General features: G+C 47.2%; 21 protein-coding genes. All 21 read right to left on the reverse strand.

Going from position 1 to position 18,270, the window contains the following annotated elements; genetic code table 11:
- Nucleotides 1–32: 32 nt before the first annotated feature.
- Nucleotides 33–1,691: a DNA repair protein RecN gene (gene recN, locus AC27IJ_RS14030; RefSeq protein WP_487149423.1), complete on the reverse strand. Its 1,659-nt coding sequence runs from the start codon at nucleotides 1,689–1,691 to the stop codon at nucleotides 33–35.
- An 11-nt stretch (nucleotides 1,692–1,702) separates the two neighbouring features.
- Entirely contained in the window at nucleotides 1,703–2,152 is a 450-nt protein-coding gene (gene argR / locus AC27IJ_RS14035) for an arginine repressor (RefSeq protein ID WP_312445270.1), read from the reverse strand.
- 11 nt (nucleotides 2,153–2,163) lie between these two features.
- A complete protein-coding gene (locus AC27IJ_RS14040) occupies nucleotides 2,164–3,021 on the reverse strand; it encodes an NAD(+)/NADH kinase (RefSeq protein ID WP_312445268.1) in 858 nt (285 codons plus the stop codon).
- A gap of 65 nt (nucleotides 3,022–3,086) precedes the next feature.
- Nucleotides 3,087–3,899 carry a TlyA family RNA methyltransferase gene (locus tag AC27IJ_RS14045; RefSeq protein WP_312445266.1) on the reverse strand — a complete coding sequence of 271 codons (813 nt, stop codon included), beginning with the start codon at nucleotides 3,897–3,899 and terminating at the stop codon, nucleotides 3,087–3,089.
- A gap of 87 nt (nucleotides 3,900–3,986) precedes the next feature.
- Nucleotides 3,987–5,903, reverse strand: coding sequence for a 1-deoxy-D-xylulose-5-phosphate synthase (dxs, locus tag AC27IJ_RS14050; protein ID WP_312445264.1), 1,917 nt, complete (start codon nucleotides 5,901–5,903; stop codon nucleotides 3,987–3,989).
- Nucleotides 5,904–5,956: 53 nt separating this feature from the next.
- Nucleotides 5,957–6,844 carry a polyprenyl synthetase family protein gene (locus AC27IJ_RS14055; protein ID WP_312445263.1) on the reverse strand — a complete coding sequence of 296 codons (888 nt, stop codon included), beginning with the start codon at nucleotides 6,842–6,844 and terminating at the stop codon, nucleotides 5,957–5,959.
- On the reverse strand, nucleotides 6,834–7,046 hold the full coding sequence (gene xseB / locus AC27IJ_RS14060; protein ID WP_312445262.1) for an exodeoxyribonuclease VII small subunit: 213 nt from the start codon (nucleotides 7,044–7,046) through the stop codon (nucleotides 6,834–6,836). Before xseB ends, AC27IJ_RS14055 begins: the two co-directional genes overlap by 11 nt.
- A 56-nt stretch (nucleotides 7,047–7,102) precedes the next feature.
- Nucleotides 7,103–8,377, reverse strand: a complete 1,275-nt coding sequence (gene xseA, locus AC27IJ_RS14065; protein WP_312445261.1) for an exodeoxyribonuclease VII large subunit — start codon at nucleotides 8,375–8,377, stop codon at nucleotides 7,103–7,105.
- Nucleotides 8,378–8,380: 3 nt separating this feature from the next.
- Nucleotides 8,381–8,824, reverse strand: coding sequence for a transcription antitermination factor NusB (gene nusB, locus AC27IJ_RS14070; protein ID WP_312445260.1), 444 nt, complete (start codon nucleotides 8,822–8,824; stop codon nucleotides 8,381–8,383).
- A gap of 65 nt (nucleotides 8,825–8,889) precedes the next feature.
- On the reverse strand, nucleotides 8,890–9,798 hold the full coding sequence (locus AC27IJ_RS14075) for a D-isomer specific 2-hydroxyacid dehydrogenase family protein (protein ID WP_312445259.1): 909 nt from the start codon (nucleotides 9,796–9,798) through the stop codon (nucleotides 8,890–8,892).
- 55 nt (nucleotides 9,799–9,853) lie between these two features.
- Nucleotides 9,854–10,639 carry an aspartate dehydrogenase domain-containing protein gene (locus AC27IJ_RS14080; RefSeq protein WP_312502183.1) on the reverse strand — a complete coding sequence of 262 codons (786 nt, stop codon included), beginning with the start codon at nucleotides 10,637–10,639 and terminating at the stop codon, nucleotides 9,854–9,856.
- Between the two features lie 100 nt (nucleotides 10,640–10,739).
- Entirely contained in the window at nucleotides 10,740–12,167 is a 1,428-nt protein-coding gene (locus AC27IJ_RS14085; protein ID WP_487149425.1) for a sensor domain-containing diguanylate cyclase, read from the reverse strand.
- A 136-nt stretch (nucleotides 12,168–12,303) separates the two neighbouring features.
- Nucleotides 12,304–12,690: an Asp23/Gls24 family envelope stress response protein gene (locus AC27IJ_RS14090; protein WP_312445255.1), complete on the reverse strand. Its 387-nt coding sequence runs from the start codon at nucleotides 12,688–12,690 to the stop codon at nucleotides 12,304–12,306.
- Nucleotides 12,691–12,850: 160 nt separating this feature from the next.
- Nucleotides 12,851–13,639, reverse strand: a complete 789-nt coding sequence (locus tag AC27IJ_RS14095; RefSeq protein WP_312445253.1) for a SpoIIIAH-like family protein — start codon at nucleotides 13,637–13,639, stop codon at nucleotides 12,851–12,853.
- Nucleotides 13,640–13,654: 15 nt separating this feature from the next.
- Nucleotides 13,655–14,281, reverse strand: a complete 627-nt coding sequence (locus AC27IJ_RS14100) for a stage III sporulation protein AG (protein ID WP_312445252.1) — start codon at nucleotides 14,279–14,281, stop codon at nucleotides 13,655–13,657.
- A complete protein-coding gene (locus tag AC27IJ_RS14105) occupies nucleotides 14,229–14,912 on the reverse strand; it encodes a stage III sporulation protein AF (RefSeq protein ID WP_312445251.1) in 684 nt (227 codons plus the stop codon). Before AC27IJ_RS14105 ends, AC27IJ_RS14100 begins: the two co-directional genes overlap by 53 nt.
- A gap of 5 nt (nucleotides 14,913–14,917) precedes the next feature.
- Entirely contained in the window at nucleotides 14,918–16,093 is a 1,176-nt protein-coding gene (locus AC27IJ_RS14110; RefSeq protein WP_312445249.1) for a stage III sporulation protein AE, read from the reverse strand.
- A gap of 17 nt (nucleotides 16,094–16,110) precedes the next feature.
- A complete protein-coding gene (gene spoIIIAD, locus AC27IJ_RS14115; protein WP_312445248.1) occupies nucleotides 16,111–16,497 on the reverse strand; it encodes a stage III sporulation protein AD in 387 nt (128 codons plus the stop codon).
- 8 nt (nucleotides 16,498–16,505) lie between these two features.
- Complete coding sequence (spoIIIAC, locus tag AC27IJ_RS14120; protein WP_013273849.1) at nucleotides 16,506–16,700, reverse strand: stage III sporulation protein AC; 195 nt, start codon at nucleotides 16,698–16,700, stop codon at nucleotides 16,506–16,508.
- A gap of 10 nt (nucleotides 16,701–16,710) precedes the next feature.
- Entirely contained in the window at nucleotides 16,711–17,241 is a 531-nt protein-coding gene (locus AC27IJ_RS14125; RefSeq protein WP_312445247.1) for a stage III sporulation protein AB, read from the reverse strand.
- Complete coding sequence (gene spoIIIAA / locus AC27IJ_RS14130) at nucleotides 17,234–18,241, reverse strand: stage III sporulation protein AA (RefSeq protein WP_312445246.1); 1,008 nt, start codon at nucleotides 18,239–18,241, stop codon at nucleotides 17,234–17,236. Before spoIIIAA ends, AC27IJ_RS14125 begins: the two co-directional genes overlap by 8 nt.
- Between the last annotated feature and the right edge of the window lie 29 nt (nucleotides 18,242–18,270).

The raw sequence follows: 18,270 nt of genomic DNA on the forward strand, positions 1-18,270 counted from the left end.
GTTGTCATTATCATTTGCAAAAAGTCAAAAAGTTATCTGCCTTCTTTTGCCAGCCGCTTCATTTCCCTTGCATTGGCTCTCACTGCCTCGGTTATCTCCGCGCCTCCCAAAAGCCTTGCAAGCTCCTCTACCACCTCTTCCCCGCTCAAAGGGTGTATGGAAGTGGCCGTCCTGCCCTCTTCCACCGCTTTTGCGATCTCGTAATGGCAGTCAGCCATGGCAGCGATCTGAGGCAGATGAGTGATGCAGATCACCTGATGGTTCCCGGCAATGTAAGCCAGCTTTTCCGATACCTTCTGGGCCGTGCGCCCGCTGATTCCGGTGTCGATCTCATCAAATATCAAAGTAGGTATGTCATCGGTATCCGCAAGCACAGTCTTAATCGCCAGCATGATCCTGGACAGCTCGCCGCCGGAAGCTACCATGCCCAAAGGCTTTAAAGCTTCTCCCGGGTTGGTGGAGATTAAAAATTCCGCCTCATCAAAGCCATTAGCCGTATAGTGCCCAATACGTGAAAACTCCATGGAAAATTCCACATCAATGAAATTTAAGTCTTTAAGACCTTCCCTTATCTTTTCTGTCAGCTCCTTCGCCGTATGTTTTCTCATTTCGGATAATTGTCCGGAAAGAAGCTCCAGACGGTCCGAAACCTTTTGGAGTTCTTCTGCCGTCTTCTTTCTGGCCCCGTCATAATCCTCCAACTCTTCCAGGCGTTTCTGCTTTTCTTCCAGATTCTTAAAAATCTGTATTAAGCTTCCTCCATATTTTGCTTCCAGATTTTGCAGGACGTCAAGCCGCTCTTCCATTTGCCTGTATTCATCTTCGTCAAAGGACATATCATCCATGTAAGAGGTTATTTCCCGGCTGATATCACTTAAAATGGAATCGGCATCAAATAGCTGGTCCCTTATGGCAGAGAGCCTGTCATCATAGGAAGCGACTCCTTCCACCTCTTTTAACGCACGGCTGATAACATCCGAATCCACAGCAGAATAAGCGCTGGAAAGGCTTTCGGTTATTTTTTTTGCATTCGAAAAAAGACGGTATCTGGAGGCCAGCTCTTCTTTTTCCCCTTCCTTTAATCCGGCATTCTCGATCTCTTCTATCTCGTAGCGGATAAAGTCCATTTCCCTGAGCCTGGCTTCCTCATCAAGCAGGAAGGAGGAAAGGCGGTCTTTTAGCCGGACATATTCCCGATAAGTATCTGCAATATTCTCTTTTAGCTCATGGGACTTTTTCTCCTGGTAGCGGTCCAGAATCTCAAGATGTTTTGATTTGTAGAGTAAAGACTGATGTTCATGCTGTCCATGAATATCGATGAGAAGGCCCGTGATATCCCGCAGTTTTCCTGCGGTTACGGTTTCGTCATTGATTTTGCTTAAACTTCTGGATGGCATGATCTTCTTTGAAATGATCACAGTGCCATCCCCATCGGGATAAACGTCAAACGCCTTTAACAGGCGGACTTTCTCCCGGTCCCTGACCGTAAAGATCAGTTCAATATAGGCGTATTCCGAGCCCTTTCTAATGATATCCTTCGGTGTCTTGCCTCCCAGGGCAATGGTAACCGAACCGATAATAATGGATTTGCCGGCTCCGGTTTCGCCGGTCAGGACATTAAAGCCCTGTCCAAATTCCACATCGGCTTTTTCGATCAGGGCTAAGTTCTTTACGTGTAATTCTGAAAGCATGGCGGCCTCCTTTATCCCGTAATGAGTTTTTTTAGTTTGTCCATCATAAGTATGGTATCATCGGCGCTTCGTATGGCGCACATAATGGTGTCGTCGCCTGCAATGCAACCTACCATTTCACTGAAATGAAGGGCATCAAGGGCTGCCGCCACTGCCATGGCCATGCCGGATACGGTCTTAATGACCAGAATATTCTGTGCCATGTCCATAGTTAAAAAGCCATCCCGCAGGATCCGGATGTATTTGTCGCTGAAGGTACCCTGGTTTTGAAGCACCACATATCTCTGCTTTCCTGACTCAGACTGAACCTTTGTAAGCTTCAGCTCCCTGATGTCTCTGGAAACCGTCGCCTGAGTGACTGTAAAGCCAGCCTGATTCAAATAATCAGCCAGCTCCTCCTGGGTCTCAATCTCGTGTTTTCCAATAAGTTCCACAATTTTGCTGTGTCGTTCCAGTTTCATAGTGCCCCTCCCTATATACCAGCCATCTTATTGCGCAGGTTATCTAAAAATGATATGTTTTTCAGCTTTATCAGTATGGTTTTAATATCCGACCGGCGTATCTCTATGCAATCGCCTGGATAGAGCTCCGTGGTCGTATCTCCGTCAAATACCGCAGCCTGGCTTACGCCCTTTTTCCCTGTCATCTCAATCTGGATCCAATCATCGGCGGAAAGGACGATACTCCTTGTCCCCAGGGCATGGGAACAGATAGGAGTCAGGACCACCATTTTAGAATCCGGTACAATGATCGGCCCTCCTGCGGAAAGATTGTAGGCGGTGGAGCCGGTGGGCGTTGCCGCAATGAGCCCATCCGCCCGGTATTCATTTAAGAATTCCTGATTTACATAAACCTTAAATTGAAGCATCTTTAATTGCTCACTTCTGGTTATGACGATTTCATTTAAGGCAATATCCTGGCAGACAGTCGTTCCCTTCCGGTAAATACTGCCGTCTAACATCATCCGCTCTTCCAGCTTATAATCACTGGCAAGAAGGGCGGAAAGAGCGTCATTGATATCCTCTGTACGGGATACCTGTGTTAAGTACCCAAGGGTTCCCCGGTTGATCCCAATCATGGGAATATTCCGGCCCGCTAAATCTCTGGCCGCCTGTATAAGGGTTCCGTCGCCGCCTAAAGTGATGATGCACTCCGTCTCTTCAGGAACCATGGCAGCATCGGTATAATGGCTTTTCCCCTGCCTCTTCTCCCGGTCTTCTCCCCCGATCAGACAAACCGCCCCATGACCGGTAAGATAGTCACGAATGGCTTTTGCAGTCTCTCTGGCCCCCTCTTTATCAGGGTTCATGATTACATAATAATACTTCATAATAAAACTCCTTACCTGCAAAGATACGAGCAATCCGCTTCGTTGCTTGCTTGTAACAGGCCGCCTTAGCGGCTTATTAAATCGCCGTGAGCCTCTTCCACAATCCGTTCCGGATCAAAGTCACCTTCCAGGCATACTTCTCCTGACTGATGATTTTTTAAGTGAAGGAGATACTCTATGTTCCCTTCCGGCCCCTTAATGGGGGAATATTCCAGATGAAGCACCTTAAAACCAATGCTCAACGCATGGGAAATAACCATCCGGATCACCTCCAGATGGACGGACTTCTCCCTTACCACACCTTTTTTCCCTACCTTCTCCCGGCCGGCTTCAAACTGGGGTTTTATAAGGCACACGACCTCCCCATCATCCGTTAGAAGGGCTTTCACAGGTCCCAACACCTTTGTCAGAGAAATAAAGGAAACATCAATGGAGGAAAATTCTATTGGGTCAGCCATATCCTTAAGAGTAACATAACGGATGTTGGTTTTTTCCATACACACCACCCGCTCATCGTTCCTCAGCTTCCATGCAAGCTGGCCATGACCAACATCCACCGCATAAACCTTAATGGCCCCGTTCTGAAGCATGCAGTCCGTGAAACCGCCTGTGGAGGCCCCTACATCCATGCATACCTTGCCTTCCAGGGTCACGTCAAAATGAGTCATGGCCTTTTCAAGCTTTAAGCCGCCACGGCTCACGTACCGCAGAGTACTTCCTCTTACCTCGATGTTTGCATTTTCATCAAATGTGGTACCCGCTTTGTCCTCCTTCTCGCCGCCTACATAGACGATCCCGGACATAATGACAGCTTTTGCCTTTTCCCTGGATTCAGCCAGTCCCCGCTTTACTAAAAGCACATCCAACCGTTCTTTCATTCCTTTTTCATTTCCCTTGTTTTATCTTTGTAATTTGTTCTAGATGCATCAAACGGATATGCTTGCATATCCAGTTAATTCACAACTTTAAGGCTGCAAGGTATTTTCTTTCAGCCTTTTCCATTCCGCGTTTTGGCGCTCCATATCAAGATATTCCTTTTTAAGTCTCCATATGATAGAATCGCTGTCAATTCCCAACCCCTTCCGAAGCAGGGATACGTTGCCATGCTCCACATAGGAATCCGGCAGGGCGATATTCATGACCTTCACATGTGGATAATGCTCGTGGATATAGGCGGTGACACCGGGACCAAATCCTCCCTGGAAGACATTTTCTTCCAGAACCGCTATGAGCCAGTGCTTCTTTGCCAGACGGTCCACCAGCTCCCGGTCAAAGGGTTTTACAAAACGTCCGTTGGCCAGAGTGCAGTTCCAGCCTTCTGCTTTCAGCTTTTGCCTTACATGCTCCCCTGTGCTCACCATGCTGCCTACTGCTAAAAGAGCAATGTCCTCTTCCTCATAGAGCATCTCTCCCTTACCGTATTCAATGGGAGCACGAAAGTTCTTTAAGCCCTGGTAAGCCTCTCCTCTCGGATAGCGCACCGCAAACGGACCATTGTAGGACAGAGCGAACTCCATCCCATCCATAAGCTCCCATAAATTTTTCGGCGCAAATACACTCATATTCGGAATCGTAGTTAAATAGGATAAGTCAAAAATCCCCTGATGGGTCTCCCCGTCGCTGCCAACAAGTCCCGCCCTATCTATGGCAAAGACCACAGGCAGATTCTGGATGCACACATCATGGAGAATCTGGTCAAAGCTGCGCTGCAAAAAAGACGAATAAACGGCCACAACCGGCTTTAAGCCGCCTGCCGCCATTCCGGCTGCCGAAGTCACCGCATGCTCTTCTGCAATTCCAACGTCAAAAAAGCGGTCAGGGTACAGACGGGAAAACCGCTTTAAGCCTGTGCCATCCGGCATGGCTGCCGTTACCGCCACAATTCTTTTATCCTTCTCAGCCAGACGGCAGATGGTTTTGGAAAACACATCCGTATAGCTGGGATTTTTCTTCTTCTTTATCGGATCTCCGGTGATGATATCAAAAGGATCAACCCCATGGAACTTGGAAGGATTCTTCTCCGCCGGGGCATACCCCTTACCTTTCTGGGTGATCACATGGACCAGCACAGTATGTGGAAGCTTCTTTGCCTCCCGAAGGGCTCTGGAAAGAGCCTTTATATTATGACCGTCCACCGGGCCAAGATAGGTGATTCCCATATTCTCAAACAGCATCCCAGGTATGAGCAGCTGCTTGATGCCGTTCTTTGTCCTGCTGATCTTATCGATGATCTGTTCTCCTACAACCGGAATCCGGGACAGCACGTTGGTCACGTGCCTCTTTAAATCCAGATACCCTTCTCCGGTACGGATGCTGTTTAAATAGGTAGACATACCTCCTACATTTTCTGAGATGGACATATTGTTATCGTTGAGAATAATAATGAAATTCTTGTTCATTCTGGCCGCATTGTTTAAAGCCTCATAGGCCATGCCGCCTGTTAAGGCGCCGTCACCGATGACGGATACCACAAAATGATCCTCTCCCAGCACATCCCTTGCCTGGGCCAGTCCCAGCCCTGCCGAAATGGAGGTGGAACTGTGTCCGGTGTCAAAGGCATCACAGGGGCTTTCCTTTCTCTTGGGGAAGCCGCTTATGCCGCCGTATTGCCGCAGGTCGTCAAATTCTTCTCTCCTGCCGCTTAATATCTTATGGGTGTAGGACTGATGTCCTACATCCCAGATAACCTTATCCTTTGGAAGGTCAAAAGCCAGGTAAATGGCCATGGTCAGTTCCACCACACCTAAGTTGGAAGCCAGATGGCCCCCTGTTATGCTTATTTTTCCTACCAAAAAGTCGCGGATTTCCTGGCTTAATATATCAAGCTCCTGCTTTGTCAGATTTTTAATATCCTCTGGCCCGTTAATTAATTCCAGTATCATATTCTTATCAGATCCTTTATTTGCGTTATGGTTCTGCAGGGCTGAACTGCAACTTACTTTTCCCGGTTCACCAGCATCCGGATCAGTGCTTCCAGAAATTCATTCTTCCCGGGAAGCTCATGGAGACAGGAAATTGCCTCTTCCGAAATCATCTCTACATCCTGCTTCGCCTTTTTCATTCCTTCAAGGGTTACATAGGTGGTCTTATGGTTCTTTTCATCGCTGAGTACAGGCTTTCCGAGAACCTCTTCACTGCTGGTTAGATCCAGGATATCATCCTGTATCTGAAATGCCAGTCCCAGACAGGAGGCCATTTTCTCTACCACCTTCAGCTCTTTTTCATTCCCTCCGCTAAGAACAGCTCCGATCATCATGGCGGCCTCTAAAAGCGCCCCGGTTTTCAACCGGTAAATGAAATCAAGCTTTTCCCTTGGAACAGGCTTTCCTGCCAGCTCCACATCAACGGTCTGCCCGCCTATCATTCCAAAGATTCCTGTTTTTTCTGCTAAAATCCCCATGCATCTGGCGACCAAATCCGGTCTGTCCGTCATGGAAAGGGCTTTTGCAGCTGTCTCCATGGAGTAAATCAGCAGGCCGTCTCCCGCCAGCACCGCCATGTCATAGCCGTACTTGACCCATGCCGTAGGAAGTCCCCGGCGCAGGGTATCATTATCCATGCAGGGAAGGTCATCGTGGATCAGGGAGGAAGTGTGAATCATCTCAATCGCCGCCATAAAAGGCTCGATCTCTTTTCCCCGGCCGCCAAATAAGCGGTAGGTTTCTTCCATCAGCATCGGACGAAGCCTCTTTCCTCCAGCCCGGACACTGTAGTCCATTGCCGCAAGCACCGTACTCTGATAACCCTCCACAGGAGGAAGATATGACTCCACAACTTGTTTAACTTCCTCTGTGCGGGCAGAAAACATTTCTTTAAAGTTCATGTTCCTCACCATTTTCCTCTAACACGATAATCTTTTTTTCAACTTTATCTATTTTTTCATTGCAGAACTTTACCAGCTTCATGCCGGTCTCATAATACTGAAAGGATTCCTCCAGGGAGCATTCTCCGCTTTCCAGTTTTTTAATGAGCTCTTCCAGATCTCCAAATGTCTCTTCAATGGTTTTTTCTTTTTTTGCCGCCATAAATCAGGTTCTCCTTATTTCCTGTCTCCATGAACTTCGTCACGCCGGCTGCCAAATTAACCGGATTCCGCCGGAGCAACGCGGGAAACCACCGCCTCCATGCTTCCATCCCTAAGCCTAAGTCCTATCCTGTCACCGGCTTTTACCTGCTTCACGGAATCGATCCGCTTGTCTTTTTCATCGGTTACAAAACCGTACCCGCCTCCCATCCTCTTTAAAGGGGATTCTGCTTCCAGGCGGCTGATGAAAAGCTCCAGCCTGTGTCTGTCCCGGACTGCCTGCTTTTCTATGAGCTGTTTTATGCGAAGTTTTCCTTCTTCCACCCTTGACCGGTCTGAGGCCGCCTTGGACAGAATAAGGCTTTTTAACTTGTCCTCCATGTCCACAAGCCTTTGCCTGCTTTCATGGATACTGCGCTTGGGGTCATGCAGTTTCAGCTTTAAGGCATACTGGTTTCCATGGAACCGACAGCGTTCCAGCTTCCTTTCCATGGTCCTTAAAAGCGTGTGGCCGTACATCTCCACCTGCTCCTCAAACAGGCTGTGATCAAATACAGCCAGCTCAGCGGCTGCAGAAGGTGTGGGGGCGCGCATGTCCGCCACATAATCAGCGATGGTCACATCGGTTTCATGGCCTACAGCAGAGATCACAGGAGTGCTGCAGTTAAAAACAGCCCTTGCCACAATTTCCTCATTAAATGCCCACAAATCCTCAATGGAACCGCCGCCCCTGCCTACGATTAAGACATCAAGTCCCATCCGGTCCAGGGTCTCGATCCCCTTTACAATGCTTTCCTTTGCGCTCTCCCCCTGGACAAGGGCCGGGTAGAGATAAAGCTGCACATAAGGGTTTCGTCTGGCCGATATATTCATAATATCCCGGATAGCCGCACCGGTAGGAGCCGTTACGATTCCTACGGTTGTCCCATACTTTGGAATGGGTTTCTTATATTCAGGGGAAAACATCCCCATCTCTTCCAGTTCATCACGCAGTTTCTGGAACCTTTCGAACAGATCACCGATTCCTTCTTTTGTAATCTCCTGGGCATAGAGCTGGTATCTTCCGTCCCGCTCATAGACCTCCACGCTGCCCTTTACCACCACCTGCTGCCCTTCCTCCAGATTAAAAGCAAGACCTTTCCTGTGCCCGGCAAACATCACTGCCGCCATAGACGATTTCCCGTCCTTTAAGGTAAAGTAAATATGGCCGGAGGTATGGTACTTACAGTTGGACACTTCACCCTTAACGGAGATCCGGTTCAGGGCAAAATCCTGGGCAAACATATTCTTAATATAGGCATTGACCTGGGTAACGGAATACACACTTGCCATATATTACACCAGCTTTGCCAGGACTCCGTTAATAAATGCCGGAGCTTCATTCCCGCCGTACTTTTTAGCCAGTTCCACAGCCTCATTGATGGCTACCTTTTCCGGCACATCCTGATCAAATAAAATCTCATAAAGGGCCAAACGGAGAATGGTAAGTTCAGCCTTACCCATACGTTTTGTCTTCCATCCTTCGGCTACTTCGTTGATCTTTGAATCCAGTTCCGGGATTCTGACCATAACGGACTCTGCCCTTTCTCTTAAATAAGCAGCATTTTCTTCACTCATGTCGACATCATGGATGATCTCTTCCACACCCTCTGCGTTTAGATCATCCTCTTTCGGTTCCTCAAAATATTGAATAAGCTGCCCTGTCTTCTCCTCTGCCGGATAAAAATCCGTACAAAAGAGCATTTTAAAGCAGTGTTCGCGCAATTTACTTCTGGTCATTTCCCATGGTCCTCCTATTGGTGATTTTCTGGACATTTGGAATTATTATACCTTACCAGGGTTTTTTATACAATAGAAACTTTGCCATTCTCCAAAAACCTCCGGATATTATCAAGCACTTTTTCGCTTAAAAGTCCAAAGGCCTGCTTGGTTCTCCCGGCCGAAGCATTGACACAAAATACCTTGGGATGCTCTAAAAGCTCCCCAGCCCCGGCAGCTCCCGCTGTATCGCAGGCAAACCGGTTGTCCCCGGCATCCAGCCAGTTTTTTAAGTCCTCAGGTTCAAAGGCAGGCCCAATGGACGTATTAAACAGGATCTTTCCATTTCCCAGTCTCCGGAATTCTTCTTCGTGCAGCAGAATTACATTCTTATTTAAACAGGTAAATACCACTTCGCTGCTCTCCAAAAGTTCTTCAAAAGGCCGGTACCCGATTCCCTTTTCCTCGTACTGGGGTTTTCTGCTTCTGCTGTAATAGGAAACATCTGCTCCCAGAAGCTTTAAAGCATTCGCTACCATACCTCCGGAGACACCCATTCCAACAATTCCTACCTTTAATCCGGTGATCTCTACCGGCATATCTTTCCACATGGGCCTGTCATATCCATGAAGAAAGCGCACCAGTTCACAGATTGCGTATTCCACCACTCCGACATCGCCGTAATCGCGGATTCCCAGGACCGTAATCCCATGCTGTTCCGCATAAGCAATATCCACGTTTGCACTTTCCTTTGAATAAAGGCTGCAGCACATCCCAACATACTTTATACCAGGACATCTTTCAAAGACAAACTGGCTGATCCTTGAGGTGTAGCTTAAAAGCACCCCATCCGCATCTCCGATTCTCCTTATAATCTCCTCGTCATCACGGGGAATATCCTCATACATTACTACCTGTTTCGCATAACGGAAAAGCTCTTTCTCTGCTTCTTCCACCAAACTCACCGGCTCTATGGCAACCAACTTCTCAAACATCTTCTTATCCTCCCATCAAACGGATAATCAAAATCCGCGACCCTACTTGATTCGGTTAAAAAACGATCGGTGACACAATATTCTGCAGGACAGCCACTACACTCCAGCCGGCAATGGCGCTGGTGCTTGAATAAATATCCACAACAGCCTTCACGCCTTCAATTTCCGCAGTGATCTTATGGTCATCTCCAATCATTCCCGGAATGCTGTGAATGTTCACCCTGGTTTTATCCGGCCCGACAGTCGCAAGGGAAGACGCTACCGCAACATTCACCTTAGTAGGAAGAAGCCCGATCGCCTCTTTTGCATTGCCGTCAAACACCATAGTGCTTTCTTCATCAGTCATTAAATGTTCCTCAAAAAGAGGGGTATTCCATAAGGATTCCGGTCCTTTTCTTGTTTCAATCCCGGCTGCGGCTTCTCCCATAAGAGAAACCGTACGGAGTACATCAAAACCGCCCACCGCTCCTGACGCGATGTAAACCCTGGTATTATGTTTTACGGCCGTGGCCTTTACTTTCTCATAGAATTCCTTGTCCGCAAAAGCCCCAATGGACAGCACGATGAGATTGCAGCCATTTGCCAGGATCTTCTCCGCCATGTCCTTAACCGAATTCCCGGAGGCCGCCTCGGCGATGTAATCCGGTTTTAATTCCAGCAGTTCGTCGATCCCTGCACAGGAGCTGCATCCAATTTTCTCTGCAAGGGCATCTGTCTTTTCCTTTGTCCTTCCAACGATCCCAACCAGCTCATACTCCGGCAATAAGCCATCTCTCCATGCTTGTGCAATGATTCCTCCAAGATAACCGTTTCCAATAATTCCAAGTCTAAGCTTTTTCATGCTTTTCTCCTTTTTGTAATTTTAAAAACATTAAACTTCATTATACCTGAAATCAAAAGGACTTTCAAGGAGTGCCGGACTCATGGTTTTTCCGCGAGACTTAAAGCTGGAATGCAAACTGATTCTTTCCTTTTCTCTTTGCCTGGTACAATGCCTGATCAGCCCGTCTTAATATGGCGTCGTATTCCGTCTCATCTTCTCCTACCAGGGTGATCCCGATGCTTGCATGTATGGTTCCGGAGGCGTGGAACGCATTTAATATCCGTCTCGCAATGGCCTCAGGCTGTTTCCTTCCGCTTAAACCGTACAGCCAGATGCAGAACTCATCCCCTCCAAAGCGGACAATCACATCCTCTTCTCTTGTACAGTCGCTCAAAATCCGCCCTGCCTGGGTCAAAACCAGATCCCCCTTATGATGGCCAAAGGTGTCATTAATTTTTTTGAAATCGTCAATATCAAGAAACATGCAGGCATAAAACCGCTTCTTCCCGCCGCCTTTTAATCTCTGTTCCACCAGTTTTCTCGCCGTTTCCCTGGTATAAACACCTGTTAAATAATCCTTTTGCGCCCGTTTCGATTCCTTTTTCCGTAAATAAATAATACAAAAAATAAGCAGGACCGTACTGGCCACCATGGCAGCTGTGCTTGCAAGAAAGATATCCGACAGTCTTCTGATCCTGTTAAAAGCGCTCTCATAGCCTTCCGTTTCCACCAGGGAAGCCACCATCCAGTCTTCAATTTCCGCAGGCTGATAATAAAGAAGCTTCCTGCTGCCCTCCTGATAATAGGAGGCATATCCCGAAAGCCCGCTTTCCACCGCTTTTTCCATCTGCTCCAAAGATTGTCCATCCCTAAATTCCATGGTTTTCAGTATATCATAAACATTGGCATGATTTTCGTACCCAGGGAACGAGACCACCTGTTCTCCTGATTTTGTGAAAACCAGGCTGGAACCATATGGGCTTAACTCCGTACTGTTTAAATATTTCCCCAGTTCTTCAGAGGTATACTCCAAACAGGCCGCTCCTACAACCTGGCCGCTCCTTATCACCGGAACAGTGAGCACAATCCCGCCCTGCCCGTTAAAGTCTTCCGAAGGCAGTCTGGAAACACTGTTTTCTCCCTTTAAGGCTCTCTGATAATCACTGCGGGCAGAAATATCCTGGGATTCACGGTCTATGTAATACATAATCCCCTGGCCATCGGAAACTCCAAACCGCAGGCCCTTCCTTTCGAAGGTCTCTGGTTTTTCCGTCCATTTCTCCTTTTCCGTTCCCTCCGGCAGATCACAGTATGCAGAAAACATCTCCAGCATTTCAAACCTTTCCCGGATCATTCCCTGGAGATAGGCGGATGCTTCGTCATTCTCCCTCTTTAAATCCTGGTAAGTCTGTTCCACCAGACTTTTTTCCACCTCTCTGAAATAATAAATGTTTAAAGTGAATATCCCCATAATTACCGATACCACCAGACCAAACAAAATCATTACCCTCAGCGAGTAGCGGTCTTTCTCCCTATCAGCCATCATATATGAAAACACCTGTCCCTTAAGTATCCTTTGATCTATTTGGAGTTCATTACAATATTTTTTTACTAATTTACACAAAGAAAAGCGGGGGCCTGAACCTTTTCCCGGTCCGCCCCCGCGATAGACTTTTTGAAATCTATTTATTCTCTTCCAATGCTACACCTGCAATCCGGATGTTTACATCCAGAACTGTTAAGCCTGTCATGTTCTCAATGGCGTTTTGCACCTTCTCCTGGACTTTCTCACTGACGGTAGGTATGCTGTAACCGTATTTAATGTTCAAGGATAAATCCACGGATACATGTTCTTCTGTAAGCTCCACCTTAACGCCCTTGGATAAATTTTTCATGCCCAGCTTTGCCACCAGTTCATTGGTGATGTTGCCAGCCATGGAATCCACACCTTCTACCTCGGTTGCCGCAAGACCTGCGATGATGGCCACCACATCGTCTGCAATCTGTACTTCGCCAATTTTATCTTTTTCATATACCTTGTGAGTATTTCTGCTTTCCAATTCTGCCACAGCAATTCCCTCCTGTACTCATTTTTATATGCTAATGAATCAACTGGATATGCAGGCATATCCGCCTGATTCACAAGCAGAGGCTGAAAGATGACTTTCTTTCAACCAATTAGGTTCTGGAATCATTATAACAAAACTGTCCGCAGTTTGCAAAGGCTTTTTACTCTTCCAGTTTCATAAGGGTGATAACGATATTTTCCGCCCCTACTTCCGTTTTCCTCTTAACGATGTCCTCAATCTGAGCCCGCTGAGGATCTGTAATGCTGGAAGCGTTGACAACAACATCCACTTTCCCGCTGGAAATGCTGACCACCGGATCTGCAAATCCTTTTGCAAGCAGCAGGGTTTCCGCCGCATTTTCCTTTTCAGCAACAGCCGTCATATCAATCATTTCCTGAATTGCCTGCTGTTTTGCTGCTTCCTCAATGTTCGGATTGTTGATCAGGTTCATTAGAGTTTCCTTGTTCTTTGCCCTTACCTGCTCCCGGTTTAACTGTACGCTGGATATGTATTCTGAAACGTTCATTCCGCTGGTGAGCACCGCTTCTCCAGGATTGTCAAGGCCGGTTTGGGCTGCCTGTGTTTCATTTGCTGCCAGATCTACAGATCCGTCGCTTTCCAAAGCCGCATCGGTACTTCCTGCCGCCAGTTTATCAATATCCTCCGCATCCTGGTCAAGGCTTGCAATCTCCTGGCTTGTGTCACTGCCGGTAAGGGACTGGTTTTCTGCCAAAATATCTTCTTCAGAAATATCAGTCATTCCAGCCTCAAAGACGTCTGTCCCGGAAGCGGCCTCCTGCTTTCCTGCATAGTTTAAATATCCAGCAGCAGCTATCATAACGGCTAAGGTGGTGATAATAATCTGGTTTCTTCGGAACAGTTTCTTCATATCCATTTTCTTTGGGGTTTTAGGGACTTTGGGTTCATTGCTTGTTTTCCAACTTCTCATACATGACACTCCTTTTTATTCCACCCTCTTTAATACTTTTATTTTATGTGGGGGCAGGTTAAATAATGCTTCCATGGCACCGGAAATTTCAGCTTTTACCGTAGGACTGCCTCCGCCCTGGGCACTGATGATGATTCCTTCTATTTCCGGACGTATCTCCTTCTCCACGATGGGAGATGTATTTTCTCCTGAACCGGTTAAAATCGTGTTTTCTTTACTCTCTGCGCTGGTGATCTTTCTCGTTCCCCCGGAGCTGTCCTTTTCCTCAGTAGAGGAATCCGAACTGTCCTTATCGACACGGAGTACCTTCTCCTCTGAGGATTTCAGCACGATCATTACTTCTACCTGACCGACCCCATCCACGGTTTTTAAGATTCTCTTCACCCTCGCCTCCAGCTGCTCCTCATAGGTCCGGTCTGCTCCTGCCGCAACAGCCGCTTCTCCATCCGCAGGTTCTGTCACAATCCCTTTTTGCAATGCCGTCTGGTTTTTGCCTTCTGCTGTCTTTTCTACCCTGGCAGCCATACCCGAACCGGAGGGAAATGTAAGGATCAGGATAATCATTCCAACCGCCAGCAGGATCAGCCATTTATCCTTTCCCATCTTCCATTTGAATTTCAATATCCTGTTCCTCCAAATCATAATATTCCGCAATCCGTCTTCTAAGACCTGAAAGCCGTGAATTTTCTTCCTGCTTCTGTTTTCTCACGTCCTCCTGTGCCCTGTCGCCATCTTTTTCCGGTTCTTTACCGGCCACTTTCACTTCTTCCACTTCCTGTACCTTTTTTACCGGCGTCTCCCCATTTCCGGAAACAGCAATATCTGACCTTCCTTCTCCGGTTCCGCCCGGTGCCAGAACCATGGTCACCCGCACTACGTGGCCAAAGGTACTGCTTCCCTGATCCTGGTTAATCTCTGCCCTGGATTCCCTGCAGATAAAGCCATCGGTCTCAGCCATGGATTTTAAATCCGTTCCGACCGCCTCTTCATATCTGGCAATCATGCTTTCCAGCCTTTTCCCTTCCATATCTGAGAGCTTCCCTGTCAGCTCCCCGGCTTCCTTTTTAAGAGTTATTGACTCAAAATAGTAAGCAAGCGTATCATCAAGCCTTAAGCCCCCTGTAACGGGTTTTAACACCAGAAGGATCAGCACCATGCCGGCAAATAATTTTATGTACTTTTCATATTTTTTATTTGGCAGGAGGTTTCCCACCACGGTTATAAAAATCAGGTAATAGGTTATATTGCGTATCCAGTTAAACAATTCTTCCATGCCACTCACCCGGTAAAATAGGTTACATTGGTAGAAGCGCATACAAGCGCTATGGTAACAACAAAGAGGATCACTGCGGAGGCCGCTACAGATAAAAGCATTTTGTGGCCTTTTGCCATTTCGGAAATACAGGAAACAATCCTTTTATCGCAGACAGGCTGCAAAAGGGCGGCTACGCACTGGTATAAAACCATCAGCACAGCCAATTTAAGCAGAGGAATCACAGAAAGGATAAGGAGTATGATAATACCGGCCGCGCCAATGGTATTCTTTATAAGCACCCCGGACCCCAGTACCATCTGGGCAACGGAGTTGACACCCTGGCCGATTCCCGGAATGGCTCCTATCAGCTTCTGGATGGCTCCCGTCTTCATGGAATCCACATAAGGAAGAACCATGGACTGTATGAGATGAAACCCAAGCACAACCCCTACCAGGGTCTTTAAGCTCCAGGAAACCACCTGTTCCAACAGCTCCGTAAGCTTTGAAAGCATTTCTTCCTTTGCAATGTGGCCTGCCATGACTAAAAGGGCATAAACCCTTATGAGCGACAAAAGCACTTGTCCCAAGAGCCACTGGGCGACGGCGATGACAAATAATGTGAACTCATAGGAAGCCGCTGCCGATGCACTGCTTCCCGCAAACGCCGCCGCCAGGAAATAGGCAGGCATTAATACCTTTGTAAAATCCATGATCTGTCCCACCACATTTCCTGTAATGGTAACGCTGGTGAAAAAGCTGGCCGCCAGATAGGTAAACAAAAGCAAATAGGTGACAAAAAACCCGGTCTCCGAAATCTGGCTTCCGGTAAATACGCTGGAAAAATTGGAAAACACCGCTCCAATGATTCCAAGCACCATGATCTGTCCCATCATATGCCCGCTGTTTCTTATCTCCCCTACCAGCAAATCTTTCAGTGCTTTTCCGGCCTGTCCCATGACCTCGTCTAATTTGCCATCCATCAGATCCTTCATAAGTTTTTTAAAGGAAAGGTTCATGCCCTGGTTCCCCTTTGTCTGGTCCAGAAATTTCTGGATATCCGTTAAATCATACTGATCCAGGTCTAAATTTCCCGCCGGGGCGGCTGCTTCCTCTCCTTGAGATACTTCCGCTCCCAGGCTGTCCTTACAAAAAAGCAGCACCGTCAAAAAACATATCAGGAAAAAGGCAGTTTTTTTCATGGTCTTTCTCCCTTCCGTCATGATAAAAATACCTGCAGCGTCTCGATCAGCGCAAGAAGAATGGGCATGCTGACCGCCAGAACGGACAGCTTTCCGAATATTTCGATCTGAGTCCCAACGGCTCCATATCCGGCATCCTTACATATCCCGGCAGCAAATTCCGCGATATAGGTGATCCCTATCATCTTCACCAGAGTGGATAAATAGATGCTGTTAATCTTAATATAGGACTGGATCTCCTTCATGGTGTCCAGAATGGTGGTGAGCTTTCCCATGCCGTAAAAAAAGATAAAAAAGCCCGCCGCCATGACCAGATAGGTCCCATATTCTCCCTTCATACCCTTTAAAGAAACCGCTAACAGCACCGCAACGATTCCTGTTATGGCTATGGTCACTACGGTCATGCTCTCACCTACAATGCAAACAGATTTTTAATGGATTCAAACAACTGATAAATATAAGGCACCAGCCAGAACAGCACCAGGATCAGCCCCGCAAGGCTTGTTAAGAATGCCTGTTCTTCCCGCCCACTGTGTTTTAATACCTGGCAGATGACGGAAACCAGGATTCCAACTGCTGCAATTTTAAAAATCAAATTGACCCCCATGCTATCCTCCTTAATACATAACGATTGTTAGGAATAAACCGCCCATGATACCTAAGCTGGTATAAAGGCGGCTTTTTTCCTGCTTATGCTTTCTCAAATAATCGATTGTTAAGTCCAACTGTTCTAAGTATAAAAGAATATTCCGTTCCTGCATGTCCATATCCAGGTATCCCAAATGCTCTCCCAGGCCTTTTAAATTCTGTTTGTCCTCTTTGGATAAGCAGACTTCCCTGGGAAGCTTGTCAATTTCCTCCTGCCAAACGGTATAAAAGGTTTCTCCCTGTTGTCCGGAAAGTTTTTCCGATACACTCTCAAATAAAACACCGATCTCGCCCCCGGCTTTTCTGCCGGTCCGTTCAAAGGCCTCCGTCAGTGGGGAATTGGCATAAACAATCTCACCTTTTAACAAAAAAATCATTTTTCGAAGCTTTTCCACAGTCCTTAAATGCTCGTTCCATTGGGCCGCCATAAAAAATCCAAGGCCAGAGCTTGATATAATGACCAGAAGAGCTCCTAATATCCGCAGCCACGTATTATCCATAAGCAATGCACTCCTGCCTGTCCCACCGTATTCCCATCTGATGTACCTGAGCTTTGTAGAGCTGTGTTCCCCTGGAGTCATAGATCTGGTCGATGTTTCCGATCCTTCCTAAGTTGTTTAAAACCACATATCTCTCAAAGATCCGCTCTTCCACCAGCTTTCTTAAAATCGGCTTCTGCTTTAAATCATCTATAGAGGTTCCGTGAACCGTGGCAATCAGCTTGCAGCCGCAGTTCATCACGTATTCCATTGCTTCCAGATCCTCCCGGCTTCCTATCTCATCCACGGCGATCACTCTTGGGGACATGGTCCGTATCAGCATCATCATCCCTCTTGCCTTAGGGCAGCAATCCAAGATATCGGTACGGATTCCCAATTCATTCTGAGGGATCCCCTGATAACAGGCCCCAATCTCAGAACGTTCATCAACCACGCCCACGGTAAGGCCTGCATGCTCCTCAGAACCGTTGGAAACCTGGCGGATCAAATCTCTTAGCAAAGTGGTCTTTCCGCATCTGGGAGGGGAAATGATCAGAGTGTGATAGATTTCTCTCCCTTCCTCATAAAGATAGGGCAAAACTCCAGAGGCGCAGCCCCTCACCTGATGGGACAGCCGGACGTTTATAAAGGATATGTATTTCATGGCTTTAATCCCGGATTCGTCTAAAATGGTCTTGCCTGCAATTCCGATCCGGTGTCCTCCCTGAATGGTAATGAACCCCTGTTTCATCTCTTCTTCAAAGGCATACAGAGAATAGTTGCTCATGTACTCCATGGTCTCCTTAAGCTCATTTTTCGAGACTATATAGGCGTCCTTTCCTTCCTTACTCAGGGAACCCCTGGGAGTCACATAATATTCCTCATTCCGGTATACCATTAAAAGAGGAGCTGCTACCCGGAGTCTGATTTCCTGAACCTCGTCGAAGTTAACGGTCACCCGGTTTAAAATTTCTCTTATGCTCCTGGAAAATATATTGATAAGCTCGTCTTTCCTATCCACCTTCATCCCTCCTCTTACCTCAATATATG

This window comes from Lacrimispora sp. YZC11 (assembly GCF_057543815.1).

What these genes read in the sequence shown, in the direction of transcription:
- recN (WP_487149423.1), bottom strand. Translation starts at nt 1,691, where the DNA reads ATGCTTTCAGAATTACACGTAAAGAACTTAGCCCTGATCGAAAAAGCC.
- argR (WP_312445270.1), bottom strand. Translation starts at nt 2,152, where the DNA reads ATGAAACTGGAACGACACAGCAAAATTGTGGAACTTATTGGAAAACAC.
- AC27IJ_RS14040 (WP_312445268.1), bottom strand. Translation starts at nt 3,021, where the DNA reads ATGAAGTATTATTATGTAATCATGAACCCTGATAAAGAGGGGGCCAGA.
- AC27IJ_RS14045 (WP_312445266.1), bottom strand. Translation starts at nt 3,899, where the DNA reads ATGAAAGAACGGTTGGATGTGCTTTTAGTAAAGCGGGGACTGGCTGAA.
- dxs (WP_312445264.1), bottom strand. Translation starts at nt 5,903, where the DNA reads ATGATACTGGAATTAATTAACGGGCCAGAGGATATTAAAAATCTGACA.
- AC27IJ_RS14055 (WP_312445263.1), bottom strand. Translation starts at nt 6,844, where the DNA reads ATGAACTTTAAAGAAATGTTTTCTGCCCGCACAGAGGAAGTTAAACAA.
- xseB (WP_312445262.1), bottom strand. Translation starts at nt 7,046, where the DNA reads ATGGCGGCAAAAAAAGAAAAAACCATTGAAGAGACATTTGGAGATCTG.
- xseA (WP_312445261.1), bottom strand. Translation starts at nt 8,377, where the DNA reads ATGGCAAGTGTGTATTCCGTTACCCAGGTCAATGCCTATATTAAGAAT.
- nusB (WP_312445260.1), bottom strand. Translation starts at nt 8,824, where the DNA reads ATGACCAGAAGTAAATTGCGCGAACACTGCTTTAAAATGCTCTTTTGT.
- AC27IJ_RS14075 (WP_312445259.1), bottom strand. Translation starts at nt 9,798, where the DNA reads ATGTTTGAGAAGTTGGTTGCCATAGAGCCGGTGAGTTTGGTGGAAGAA.
- AC27IJ_RS14080 (WP_312502183.1), bottom strand. Translation starts at nt 10,639, where the DNA reads ATGAAAAAGCTTAGACTTGGAATTATTGGAAACGGTTATCTTGGAGGA.
- AC27IJ_RS14085 (WP_487149425.1), bottom strand. Translation starts at nt 12,167, where the DNA reads ATGATGGCTGATAGGGAGAAAGACCGCTACTCGCTGAGGGTAATGATT.
- AC27IJ_RS14095 (WP_312445253.1), bottom strand. Translation starts at nt 13,639, where the DNA reads ATGAGAAGTTGGAAAACAAGCAATGAACCCAAAGTCCCTAAAACCCCA.
- AC27IJ_RS14100 (WP_312445252.1), bottom strand. Translation starts at nt 14,281, where the DNA reads ATGATTTGGAGGAACAGGATATTGAAATTCAAATGGAAGATGGGAAAG.
- AC27IJ_RS14105 (WP_312445251.1), bottom strand. Translation starts at nt 14,912, where the DNA reads ATGGAAGAATTGTTTAACTGGATACGCAATATAACCTATTACCTGATT.
- AC27IJ_RS14110 (WP_312445249.1), bottom strand. Translation starts at nt 16,093, where the DNA reads ATGAAAAAAACTGCCTTTTTCCTGATATGTTTTTTGACGGTGCTGCTT.
- spoIIIAD (WP_312445248.1), bottom strand. Translation starts at nt 16,497, where the DNA reads ATGACCGTAGTGACCATAGCCATAACAGGAATCGTTGCGGTGCTGTTA.
- spoIIIAC (WP_013273849.1), bottom strand. Translation starts at nt 16,700, where the DNA reads ATGGGGGTCAATTTGATTTTTAAAATTGCAGCAGTTGGAATCCTGGTT.
- AC27IJ_RS14125 (WP_312445247.1), bottom strand. Translation starts at nt 17,241, where the DNA reads ATGGATAATACGTGGCTGCGGATATTAGGAGCTCTTCTGGTCATTATA.